Genomic DNA, 12,213 nt, shown 5'->3' on the forward strand with positions numbered 1-12,213 from the left:
TCCTTCCCTGTCGTCGCGGCTGTCACTCCTTAAGATCGCCGGTCATGACTGTTCTCACCACCGAACGCCTGATCTTGCGCGATTGGACCGCCGATCCGGCCGATCTGGCCCGGATCTACGACATCTACTCCCGCCCGGAGATCAGCCGTTGGTTGGGAGTCGCGCCGGGCCTGCCGCTGACCGACCCGGCGCAGGCCGTCGAGCGGCTGCGGATCTGGCAGGAGCGGCACGCCGCCGACGGCGGCCGGTACGGCACCTGGGCGATCGAGGTACGGAAGACGGGTCAGGTGGTGGGCACGGTGCTGCTCAAGCCGTTGCCGGGGCGCGACGAGTCGCGCCGGAGCGACGACATCGAGGTGGGTTGGCATCTGCACCCGGACGCGTGGGGCCACGGCTTCGCCACCGAGGCGGCCCGCGCGGCGGTCGACCGGGAGTTCGCCGCCGGCTCCCGGGAGATCTACGCGGTCGTGGCGCCGGGCAACGAGCCGTCGATGGCTGTCGCTCGCAGGCTGGGCATGACCCATGTCGGCCAGCGCACCGACTGGTACGGCGGGGAGCTGCTGGAGACGTTCGTGCTGACCGCACCAGATGCTGATCGTTCCCGCACGACCTGACGCAAGATCCGCGCAACTTCGGGGAAGGTGTTGCCTCCGGTCGTCGGGAGGCAGCACCTTCCCCGAAATTATGGGCAGGTCGACCCTCAGGACAGACAAGTCAATCAATAGTCACGGCGGTCGAAGTGTTGACGCTCCCGTAGCACGTCAGTAACCTTTGGGCCAAAGTAACGCAAGATTTCGACAAAGGCGTGCACGGTTCTGTGCACGCACTCGGAAGATTCAACGGGCCTCCTGGGGAGGCCCGTTGATGGTCGTACCCCTCTGGTGTTTCCACGGCGGTCGGCGCCCCCGCGCCGCCCGCACCACCCGTCTCTCCTCGACACCGGCCCTCTCGCGTCGGCCGGCGCTGCACCGCCGCACCCCCACCCCCGTGGTCCAGCCACCGCGGCAACCGTCCCCCGACGACAAGGACAGTGATGAGACGAACGAATCTGTTCAGGATGGTGGCGGCCACGGCCGCCGCCGCGCTGATCGCGACGGCCGGGGCGACCGCCCTCGCGAACCCGGCCGCCGCGGCCCGCCCCACCGAGCCGGCCGCAGCAGCACCGAGCGCCTTCGCCCCGGCGGCCACCAACCTCGCCCAGGGCCGTCCCACCCAGGAGAGCGGCCACGCCGATGTCTACGACTCGTCCAAGGTCGTCGACGGCAACGCGGGCAGCTACTGGGAGAGCGTCAACAACGCCTTCCCCCAGTGGGTGCAGGTCGATCTCGGCTCGTCGCAGAGCGTCAACCAGGTAGTTCTGAAGCTGCCGACCTCCGGTTGGGGGACCCGGACGCAGACGCTGAGCGTGCGGGGCAGCACCAACGGTTCGTCCTTCACCGACCTGGTCGGGTCGCAGACGTACACCTTCAACCCGGCGAGCGGCAGCACCGCCACGATCAACTTCAGCTCGACCTCCACCCGCTACGTCCGGATCACCATCACCGCCAACAGCGGCTGGCCGGCCGGGCAGCTCGCCGAGCTGGAGGTGTACGGCAGCGGCGGCACCACCCCGGACACCACAGCACCGAGCGTTCCCGGCAACCTCTCGTACACCCAGTCAGGCACCACCATCAGCCTCAACTGGGTCGCGTCGACCGACAACGCGGGCGGCAGCGGCATCGCCGGCTATGACGTCTACCGCAACGGCGCGTTCCTCCAGTCCGTCGGCACCGTGACCACCTTCAACGACACCCAGCCGGCCACGGCGACAGTGTCCTACTACGTCCGGGCCCGTGACGGGGCCGGCAACCTGTCCGGCAACAGCAACACGGTGACCCGTACCGGCAGTGGTGACACCACCGCGCCGAGCGTTCCGGGGACGCTGTCGCAGAGCACGTCGGGCAGCACGATCACGCTCACCTGGGGAGCCTCCACCGACTCCGGTGGCAGCGGGCTCGCCGGCTACAACGTCTACCGCGGCGGCAGCCTGATCGCCACGTTGGGCACCGTCCTCACCTATCAGGACACCCAGCCGGCGACGGCGACAGTCTCCTACTACGTCCGGGCCCGCGACGGAGCCGGCAACCTCTCCGGCAACAGCAACACCGTCACCCGGACCGGCAGCAACCCGCCGGCCTGCACCAACGTGGCGCAGGGCAAGAGCATGACGGCGAGCGGCTCCACCTTCAGCTTCACCCCGGACAAGGCGAACGACGGGCAGCTCTCCACCTACTGGGAGGGCGCGGCGAGCTACCCGCAGAACCTGACAGTGGCGCTCGGCGCGAACCACTCCATCTCCGGCGTCACCGTGAAGCTCAACCCGGATTCGTCCTGGGGCACCCGTACCCAGACCATCCAGGTCCTCGGCCGCGACCAGGCCTCGTCCTCGTACACCAGCCTGGTGTCGGCGGCGGCCTACCAGTTCGCCCAGGGCAGCAACGTGGTGACCATCCCGGTCAGCGCGACCACAGCGGACGTGCAGTTGCGGTTCACCGGTAACACCGGTGCCCCGTCCGGCCAGGTCGCCGAGCTTGAGGTGTGCGGCACCCCGGCGCCCAACCCGGACCTGGTCGTCAGCTCGGTGACCTGGTCGCCCTCGTCGCCCAGCGAGGTCTCCCCGGTCACCCTCTCGGCGGTGGTGCAGAACATCGGCTCGGCGTCCGCCGGTGCGACGACAGTGAACTTCAGCCTGGCCGGCGCGGTCGTCGGCAGCGCCTCGGTGGGCGCGCTCGCCGCGGGCGCCTCGACCACTGTGTCGTCCAACGCCGGTACCCGGCCGATGGGCAGCTACGCCGTCTCGGCGGTGGTCGACCCGGCGAACACGATCGTCGAGCAGAACAACGGCAACAACAGCTTCACGGCGGCGTCGCCGCTGGTGGTGGCGCAGGCCCCGGGCCCGGACCTTCAGGTGCTCAGCATCGCCTCGAACCCGCCGAACCCGGCCGTCGGGGCGTCCGTCACCTTCACCGTGACGGTTCGCAACCGGGGCACCACCGCGACCGGCGCGACCACCGTCACCCGACTGGTGGCGGGCAGCACCACGCTCAACACCAACACCGCCTCGATCGCCGCCGGCGCGACGGTCACCGTGGCCGTCAGCGGCACCTGGACCGCCACCAGCGGCGGCGCCACCCTCACCGCCACCGCCGACGCCACGAACGTGGTCGCCGAGACCAACGAGACCAACAACGCGTTCAGCCAGTCGATAGTGGTCGGGCGTGGGGCAGCCGTCCCGTACGTCTCCTACGAGGCGGAGGCCGGTCGTTACCAGGGCACGCTGCTGGAGACCGACGCCCTGCGGACGTTCGGGCACACCAACTTCGCGAGCGAGTCGTCCGGTCGCAAGTCGGTACGGCTCACCAGCACCGGCCAGTTCGTCGAGTTCACCTCTGCCAACCAGGCCAACTCCATCGTCGTGCGCAACTCCATCCCGGACGCGCCCGGTGGCGGCGGCATCGAGGCGACCATCAGCCTCTACGTCAACGACGTCTTCTCCCGGAAGTTGACACTGTCGTCGAAGCACAGCTGGCTCTACGGCAACACCGACGGGCCGGAGGCGCTGACCAACACCCCGCAGGCCGACGCCCGGCGGCTCTTCGACGAGTCGAACGCGCTGCTGGCGCAGTCGTACCCGGCCGGCACCCGCTTCAAGTTGCAGCGCGACTCGGGTGACACCGCCTCCTTCTACGTCATCGACATGATCGACCTGGAGCAGGTGGCGGGGCCGGCGAGCCAGCCGGCCGGCTGCACCTCGATCACCTCGTACGGCGCGGTTGCGAACGACGGGCTCGACGACACCGCAGCCATCCAGCGGGCGGTGACCGACGACCAGAACGGTGTCATCAGCTGCGTCTGGATTCCCGCCGGGCAGTGGCGGCAGGAGCAGAAGATCCTGACCGACGACCCGCTGAACCGGGGCATGCACAACCAGGTCGGCATCAGCAACGTCACGATCCGGGGCGCCGGCATGTGGCACTCGCAGCTCTACACGCTGACCGAGCCGCAGAACGTGGTGGGCGGCATCAACCACCCGCACGAGGGCAACTTCGGCTTCGACATCGACAAGAACACCCAGATCTCCGACATCGCCATCTTCGGCTCGGGCCGGATCCGCGGCGGTGACGGCAACGCCGAGGGTGGCGTCGGTCTGAACGGTCGCTTCGGCGCCGGCACGAAGATCAGCAACGTCTGGATCGAGCACGCCAACGTGGGCGTCTGGGTGGGTCGCGACTACGACAACATCCCCGACCTGTGGGGGCCGGCCGACGGGCTGGACTTCAGCGGCATGCGGATCCGCAACACGTACGCCGACGGCATCAACTTCAGCAACGGCACGCGCAACTCGCGGGTGTTCAACTCGTCGTTCCGCACGACGGGCGACGACGCGCTCGCCGTCTGGGCCAACCCGTACGTCAAGGACCGCACCGTCGACATCGCGCACGACAACCACTTCGTCAACAACACCATCCAGCTGCCCTGGCGGGCGAACGGCATCGCCATCTACGGCGGCTACGACAACTCGGTCCAGAACAACCTGATCTACGACACCGCCAACTACCCGGGCATCATGCTGGCGACCGACCACGACCCGCTGCCGTTCTCCGGCACGACGCTGATCGCCAACAACGGGCTCTACCGCACCGGCGGCGCGTTCTGGAACGAGGACCAGGAGTTCGGTGCCATCACGATCTTCCCGGCCACCAGGGACATCGTCGGAGTCACCATCCGGGACACCGACATCCTCGACTCGACCTTCGACGGCATCCAGTTCAAGAACGGTGGCGGCAACATCCCGAACGTCGCCATCACCAACGTACGGATCGACAAGTCCAACAACGGTGCCGGCATCCTCGCGATGAGCGGCGCGCGCGGCAACGCCAACCTGACGAACGTGACAATCACCAACTCGGCCGACGGCAACATCGTCATCCAGCCGGGCTCGCAGTTCGTCATCACCGGCGGCTAGGTCGCCGCTTGATCAACACGGTTTCAGTGAAGTCGGGGTGTCCGCGGACTGCGGATGCCCCGACTTCCATGAAGCCGAGTCGATCGCTTCGTCATGTTCTCGGCGGTGAGCCGGCCCGTGCGATGATCAAGGCCGGCTCGCTGGCGGGAGGCTGACGAATCAGGATGGGTGTCGTGACGACCGGGCTCTGCCTCGCCGTACCCGCTCTGCTCGTGCTCTGGTTGTGGGGCCGACCCCTGCTCACCGGCCGCTGGAAGACTCCGGGCTGGTTCGCCGCGACGGCCGGGCTCTCGGTCGTCGCCACCGCTGTCACCTGGTTCGTCGGCGCGTTCTCGGGTTCCTCCATGAGCTCGGAGGAGTCCTGCCGACAGGCCGGCGTCACCTACGACAGTGCCTACCGCGCCGCGCACTGGCGTGAGTCGTCGCGATGGTTCCCGCTCCACGACCGATGCAACGCCACCTACGACCTGGTGCCCGCCTGGGTCAACCCGGCACTGGTGCTGCTGTCCCTGCTGGCCGTCCTCTGCGTCGGCGCAGCGGTCTGGCTGGCCGTCGTGCGACACCGGACCACGACGGGTCGGGTGCCGGCCCGCAGATCTTGGACACTTTCCGTTCGTCCATGACGGAAACTGTCCAAGATCTGCACGCGCCTCGCTGCGGTGCAGTCATCTCGGGCTGACGGACCCCGTGTGCGATGACGCGCTTCTGGGGCTGCGGTGGCTAGGCTGACCTGAGCAAAATGTCCCGCTGAGGGGGTGAGCCCGGATGGCCCAGGCAGCGTTCGCGCCGGAGCCGGCGCCGCAGCACGCCGAGCCGTCGTTCGACGTGCTGCGGTGGCACGACGAACCCTGGACTGCGCAGCTCGCCCTCGACCTGTTGCCGGAGACCAACGGCCCCAAGGTTGAGGTCTTGAGCGGAAGCGTGATCGTGACACCACATGCCGGGTATGACCATCAGGACGCGGAGCTGGGTCTGGCCTATCTCCTCAGGCAGGCGGCCCGTCGGGCGAAGCTGTGGCTCTATCTTGAGACGAACATCGTCTCTGGCGAAGATCTTTTCATCCCGGACATCGTCATTCTCGACGCGCCCGGCGGCGGTCGAACGACGATGAACATCAGGCACGCGGTGCTTCTCGGGGAGATCGTCTCGCCCGGAAATCGGCGCAAGGACATCATCGACCGTCCGCGTGAGTACGCCGCCGTCGGCGTGCCCTTTTTCCTTCGGGTCGACCTGCGTAATCGGGTGCCCACCATCGCCTTGTACGAGCTGACCGAGGGGGAGTACCGGCCGGTGGCGGCCGCTGCGGCGGGGAGCACCTTCGCGATGCGGGAGCCCTTCGAGTTCTCCATCGATCCGGCCGACCTCCTCGGCGAGGAGGCGCCGCCCGAGGAGGAGCCGGCGGAAGCGCCGGCGGAGGGGTAGGGCTGAGGCTCCCAGCGGGCGTGCAGCGGCGGTGGGGAAGAATGGCCGGGTGACTACCCCCCGCGACCTTGTTCTGCTCGGGTCCACCGGTTCGATCGGCACCCAGGCCATCGACATCGTCCGGCGCAACCCGGACCGGTTCCGGGTGGTCGCCGTGGGTGCCGGCGGCGGCAACGTCGAGCTGCTCGCCACGCAGGCCCTCGAACTGGGCGTCGAGGCGGTCGGGGTGGCGAAGGCGTCCGCCGCGCAGGATCTGCAACTCGCGTTCTACGCGGAGGCGAGCCGGCGTGGGTGGGCCACCGGTGACTTCAAGCTTCCCAAGATCGTGGCCGGGCCGGACGCCATGACCGAGCTGGCCCAGTGGCAGTGCGACATCGTGCTCAACGGGGTGGTCGGCTCGCTGGGCCTCGCTCCTACGCTGGCCGCGCTGCGCGGTGGTCGTACCCTCGCGCTTGCCAACAAGGAGTCGCTCGTGGCCGGCGGCCCGCTGGTCAAGGCCGCGGTGACGCGGCCGGGGCAGATCGTGCCGGTCGACTCGGAGCACTCGGCGCTGGCCCAGTGCCTGCGCTCCGGGACGCGGGGTGAGGTGCGGCGGCTGATCGTCACGGCCAGCGGCGGCCCGTTCCGGGGTCGGCGGCGTGACGAGTTGACGCAGGTCACACCCGAGCAGGCCCTCGCGCACCCGACCTGGAACATGGGGCCGGTCGTCACGATCAACTCGGCCACCATGGTCAACAAGGCCCTTGAGGTGATCGAGGCGCACGAGCTGTTCGACGTGCCCTACGCCGACATCACCGTGATGGTGCACCCGCAGTCGGTGATCCACTCGATGGTCGAGTTCGTCGACGGGTCGACGATCGCCCAGGCGAGCCCACCGGACATGCGACTGCCGATCGCCCTGGGCATGGGCTGGCCCGACCGGGTCCCCGAGGCGGCCACCGCCGTCGACTGGACGGCCGCGCACACCTGGGAGTTCGCGCCGCTCGACGACGACGCTTTCCCGGCCGTGGCCCTGGCCAAGGCCGCCGGGGAGGCCGGGCGCTGCCGGCCGGCGATCTACAACGCGGCGAACGAGGAGTGCGTGGCCGCGTTCGTGGCGGGCCGGCTGCCGTTCCTCGGCATCGTCGACACCCTCGAACGGGTGTTGGAGGAGGCTCCGGACTTCGACGAACCAGGTACCGTCGAGGACGTGCTCGCGGCCGAGTCGTGGGCGCGCGCGCACGCGCAGGAGATCATCGCGGGTTCGGTGGAAGGAGCTTGATGTCGTACCTGCTCGGGGTGGTCCTCTTCGCCCTGGCCATTCTCATCTCGGTGAGCCTGCACGAGGCGGGTCACCTGCTGACCGCCAAGGCGTTCGGGATGAAGGTCACCAAGTATTTCGTCGGTTTCGGGCCCACCATCTGGTCGTTCCGGCGAGGTGAGACGGAGTACGGCCTCAAGGGCATCCCCCTCGGCGGCTTCTGCAAGATCGTCGGGATGACGCCGCAGGACGACGACGTCGAGCCGGGCGACGAGTCCCGGGTGATGTGGCGCTACCCGGTCTGGAAGCGGACCATCGTGATGGCCGCCGGGTCGATCACCCACTTCGCGCTCGCTCTGGTCACCATCTGGATCCTGGCCGTCTCCGCCGGCCTGCCCAACCCCGACTTCCCGACCACCGACGCGCAGGCCCGCCAGGAGCCCGCCGTCATCCAGCTCAGCCAGTGCGTGGTCCCGGAGAACGCGGTGCGCGCCTGCACCTCGGCCGACGCGGCCAGCCCCGCCGCCCAGGCGCAGTTGAAGAACGGCGACCGGATCACCTCGATCAACGGCACCCCGGTCAACTCCTACGGCGACCTGCTCACCACGCTGCGCGGGCTCAAGCCGGGCGACACCGCGCAGATCGCGTACGTCCGCGACGGGCAGCCGGCCACCACCAGCACCGTGCTCGCGCAGACCCAGCGTCCGCCGCTGGACAACCCGACCGGTGCCGCCGCCCCGGTGGCCGCCCTCGGCGTCGGGCTCGTCCCCAGCACGCCCACCCGCGTGACGTACAGCCCGGTCGGGGCCTTCGGCGCCACCGCCGACTTCACCGGCGACCTGGCCGTCGGCACCGCCCAGGCGCTCCAGCGCCTCCCGCAGAAGGTCCCCGCCCTGTGGACCGCCCTCACCGGCGGCGAGCGCGACATCGACACCCCGATCAGCGTGGTCGGCGCCAGCCGACTCGGCGGCGAGGCGGTCGAGAACAACGCCTGGCTGGTCTTCTTCATGCTCTTCGTGTCGCTGAACTTCTTCATCGGCGTGTTCAACCTGCTGCCGCTGCTCCCGGTGGACGGCGGCCACATCGCCATCGCCTGGTTCGAACGGGCCCGATCCTGGGTGTACGCGAAGATCGGCCGGACCGACCCCGGCCGGGTGGACTACCTCAAACTGATGCCCTTCACGTACGCGGTGATCCTGATCGGTGGCGCGTTCACGCTGCTGACCATCGCCGCGGACGTCGTCAACCCCATCACGCTCTTCTCAAGGTGAGTGCCTGAAGTGACAGCTATCAGTCTCGGTATGCCCGCCGTGCCGCCCCCGCCGCTCGCTCCCCGTCGGGCCAGCCGCCAGATCATGGTCGGTTCGGTTCCGGTCGGCGGCGGTGCGCCGGTGTCCGTGCAGTCGATGACCACGACCCTCACCTCCGACATCAACGCGACCCTCCAGCAGATCGCCGAGCTGACCGCGTCCGGCTGCCAGATCGTCCGGGTGGCCGTGCCGTCCCAGGACGACGTCGAGGCGCTGCCCGCGATCGCCAAGAAGTCGCAGATCCCGGTGATCGCCGACATCCACTTCCAGCCCAAGTACGTCTTCGCGGCGATCGACGCCGGCTGCGCGGCGGTCCGGGTCAACCCCGGCAACATCCGGCAGTTCGACGACAAGGTCAAGGAGATCGCGCGTGCCGCCGGGGGCGCGGGGGTGCCGATCCGGATCGGCGTCAACGCCGGCTCGCTGGACAAGCGGCTGCTGAGCAAGTACGGCAAGGCCACCGCCGAGGCGCTCGTCGAGTCGGCGCTGTGGGAGTGCTCGCTGTTCGAGGAGCACGGTTTCCGCGACATCAAGATCTCGGTCAAGCACAACGACCCGGTCGTGATGATCCGGGCGTACCGGCAGCTCGCCGAGCAGTGCGACTACCCGCTGCACCTCGGCGTCACCGAGGCCGGGCCGGCGTTCCAGGGCACCATCAAGTCGGCGGTCGCCTTCGGAGCGCTGCTGGCCGAGGGGATCGGCGACACGATCCGGGTGTCGCTGTCCGCCCCGCCGGTGGAGGAGATCAAGGTCGGCAACCAGATCCTGGAATCCCTCGGTCTGCGCGAGCGGGGCCTGGAGATCGTCTCGTGCCCGTCCTGCGGGCGGGCCCAGGTGGACGTCTACAAGCTCGCCGAGGAGGTCACCGCCGGCCTGGAAGGGCTGCCGGTGCCGCTGCGGGTCGCCGTCATGGGCTGCGTGGTCAACGGTCCGGGTGAGGCCCGGGAAGCCGACCTCGGCGTCGCCTCCGGCAACGGCAAGGGCCAGATCTTCGTCAAGGGGCAGGTCGTCAAGACGGTGCCCGAGGCCCAGATCGTCGAGACCCTCATCGAGGAAGCGCTGCGGATCGCCGACGAGATGGGCGCCGAGCTTCCCGAGGAGCTGCGCGGGCTGGTCACCGGCCCGACCGTCACCGTGCACTGATTTTCCATGTGGAAACAGCGGCCGTTCCCCGTGCGGGGAACGGCCGCTGTGCGTTTGTGCTGATCGTGCGCTTGTGCGCTGTGGTGCTCGTAGCCGCGGTGCTGTAGCCGGGCGCTGTGGTGCGGCCTGGCGTCACTCGGATTCGGCGAGGATCGCGTACAGCTTGCGCCGGGTCTCGTCGAGCACCTGGGCGGCCCGCTCACGCTGGTCGTCGGTGCCGTTCATCATCACCTGGCGCAGAGCGTTCATCGCCTGTGTGCCGGAGTCGCGGATGTCTCGCCAGCTGCTCACCGTGCCCTGGGCGACGTCCGCCCACGGCGGGGTCTGGGCGGCTTCGGTCGCCTCTGCCTGACCGGCCTCGGTGACGGTGAACCGCTTCCGCCCACCACCGGACTCCTCGGTGCTGGCGACGATCACGCCCTCGTCCTCCAGGAGCTGGAGGGTGGGGTAGATCGAGCCGGGGCTTGGCCGCCACGCACCGCCGGTGCGGGAGTCGATCTCCTGGATCATCTCGTAGCCGTGCATTGGCCGCTCGGTGAGCAGGGCCAGCACGGAGGCTCGGACGTTGGGTCGTCGGCCCCGACCCCGACCACGGCCCCGGCCGCCCCAGGGGCCGCCGTGTCCGTGCTCGTGGCCATGACCGTGCGGACCGGGCGGGACCGGCGGGAAGCCGAACCCCCGCATCCGGGCCTCGTGCATCGGGTGGTGCTGTCGGTGGAACCTCATTGGGCTTTTCCTTCCTTAGGACTATCGCTGATGCATCAACGATATATCGGCAATGCATCGTCGACAACCACATCTAACAAACCGTACGTACGTCTTGTTAGGGTGTCGGTCATGCGCCTGCTTCCCCCGCCGGGTCCGGCCCGGGTCCTCACCCTCGGCACTCTGGTCAAGACCGTGGGGCGGGGCCTCTGGCTCGTCGCCAGCGCGCTCTTCCTCACCCGGTCGGTCGGCCTGTCGGCCACACAGGTCGGCATCGGGCTGACCATCTCGGCCCTGGTCGGTGTGTTGGCCAGCGCCCCGAGCGGCTACCTGGCCGACCGCGTCGGCCCACGCGGCGTGCAGGTCGGCGCGCTGTTCGTCGCCGGCACCCTGACCGTCGGCCTGGTCGCCGTCCGGTCGTTCCCCACGTTCGTCCTGGTGGGAGCCGCCACCGCGCTTGCCGACGCGGTCGAGCGAGGTGCCCGCGGCGCGTTGATCGCCGGAGCGATCCCGGCCGACCAGCGGGTCCGCACCCGCGCCTACCTGCGAGCCACCACCAACGTCGGGATCTCCGTCGGCGCCGTCCTCGGCGGCTTCGCCATCGCCGCCGACACCCGGACCGGGTACGTCGCGCTGATCCTGGCCTCGGCGGCGACATCCCTGGCGGCAGCGGTGGTCTTCCTTCGACTACCCGCCGTCGCCCCGGTCGCCGCCCCGACGCACGGCCCTCGGCTGGTCGCCCTGCGGGACCGCCCGTTCCTCGCCTTCACCCTGGTCGACGGGCTGATGTCGATGCACTTCAGCCTGCTCACCATCGCCCTGCCGCTGTGGATCGCCGGCCACACCCGGGCCCCGGCCTGGATGATCTCCGCGTTGACACTGGTCAACACCCTGGTGGTGGTGCTCCTTCAGGTACGCGCCGCGGGCACCGCCGCCACCCTGCCCGGAGCCGCCCGCGCCGCTCGTCGAGCGGGCGTGGCCATCGCCCTGGCCTGCGTACTCTTCGCCGCCAGCGGCGCGCTGCCCACCGCCGGGGCGGTGGGCCTGCTCGGCCTCGGGGCGCTCGCGCACGTCACCGGGGAACTGTGGCACTCCGCCGCCGGCTGGGGGATCTCCTTCGGGCTGGCGCCGGCGGACGCCCAGGGGCAGTACCAGGGGGCGTACGGCATGGGCTACGAACTGGGCAAGATGCTCGCACCGGTAGTGGTGACCACCCTGGCCCTCGGCTGGGGCGTACCCGGCTGGCTCGTACTCGGGGCCCTATTTCTCCTGCTCGGAGCCCTGGTGCCCCCGGTCGTCCGGTGGGCCGGGCGGACCCGGCCTCGGGTAACCGGTGCCGGCCTTGTCACTCGACCGGCGAAGCGGGGGGCTGATCTGGCAGGCTGATA

Annotated in this window: 9 protein-coding genes; 8 read left to right on the forward strand and 1 reads right to left on the reverse strand. The window is 69.5% G+C overall.

What is annotated here, in order from left to right; genetic code table 11:
* Window positions 1–44: 44 nt before the first annotated feature.
* The 7 genes from ACLQ3F_RS01090 to ispG all read left to right on the forward strand — a co-directional run bounded on the left by ACLQ3F_RS01090 (window position 45) and on the right by ispG (window position 10,120).
* Window positions 45–614 (forward strand): GNAT family N-acetyltransferase, encoded by a 570-nt coding sequence (locus ACLQ3F_RS01090; RefSeq protein ID WP_425845170.1) that lies wholly within the window; start codon window positions 45–47, stop codon window positions 612–614.
* A 419-nt stretch (window positions 615–1,033) separates the two neighbouring features.
* Window positions 1,034–5,005, forward strand: coding sequence for a CARDB domain-containing protein (locus ACLQ3F_RS01095; protein ID WP_425845172.1), 3,972 nt, complete (start codon window positions 1,034–1,036; stop codon window positions 5,003–5,005).
* A gap of 173 nt (window positions 5,006–5,178) precedes the next feature.
* On the forward strand, window positions 5,179–5,628 hold the full coding sequence (locus tag ACLQ3F_RS01100) for a hypothetical protein (protein ID WP_425845174.1): 450 nt from the start codon (window positions 5,179–5,181) through the stop codon (window positions 5,626–5,628).
* Between the two features lie 142 nt (window positions 5,629–5,770).
* Entirely contained in the window at window positions 5,771–6,427 is a 657-nt protein-coding gene (locus tag ACLQ3F_RS01105) for a Uma2 family endonuclease (RefSeq protein WP_425845177.1), read from the forward strand.
* Window positions 6,428–6,476: 49 nt separating this feature from the next.
* Window positions 6,477–7,688: a 1-deoxy-D-xylulose-5-phosphate reductoisomerase gene (dxr, locus tag ACLQ3F_RS01110; protein ID WP_357200247.1), complete on the forward strand. Its 1,212-nt coding sequence runs from the start codon at window positions 6,477–6,479 to the stop codon at window positions 7,686–7,688.
* Window positions 7,688–8,938, forward strand: a complete 1,251-nt coding sequence (locus ACLQ3F_RS01115) for a M50 family metallopeptidase (protein WP_357264118.1) — start codon at window positions 7,688–7,690, stop codon at window positions 8,936–8,938. The genes dxr and ACLQ3F_RS01115 overlap by 1 nt, the downstream gene beginning before the upstream one ends.
* 9 nt (window positions 8,939–8,947) lie before the next feature.
* The gene (ispG, locus tag ACLQ3F_RS01120; RefSeq protein WP_425845181.1) at window positions 8,948–10,120 is read left to right on the forward strand and encodes a flavodoxin-dependent (E)-4-hydroxy-3-methylbut-2-enyl-diphosphate synthase; all 1,173 of its coding nucleotides are present in this window, start codon (window positions 8,948–8,950) and stop codon (window positions 10,118–10,120) included.
* A gap of 132 nt (window positions 10,121–10,252) precedes the next feature.
* On the opposite strand, the gene ACLQ3F_RS01125 is transcribed toward ispG, so the two are convergent.
* Window positions 10,253–10,846: a PadR family transcriptional regulator gene (locus ACLQ3F_RS01125; RefSeq protein ID WP_425845183.1), complete on the reverse strand. Its 594-nt coding sequence runs from the start codon at window positions 10,844–10,846 to the stop codon at window positions 10,253–10,255.
* A 111-nt stretch (window positions 10,847–10,957) separates the two neighbouring features.
* Here ACLQ3F_RS01125 and ACLQ3F_RS01130 point away from each other — a divergent pair, with 111 nt between their 5' ends.
* On the forward strand, window positions 10,958–12,211 hold the full coding sequence (locus ACLQ3F_RS01130) for an MFS transporter (protein ID WP_425845185.1): 1,254 nt from the start codon (window positions 10,958–10,960) through the stop codon (window positions 12,209–12,211).
* The last annotated feature ends 2 nt before the right edge of the window (window positions 12,212–12,213 follow it).

Origin of the sequence: Micromonospora sp. DT15 (assembly GCF_049841475.1) — a bacterium.
Classification (GTDB): Bacteria; Actinomycetota; Actinomycetes; order Mycobacteriales; family Micromonosporaceae; genus Micromonospora.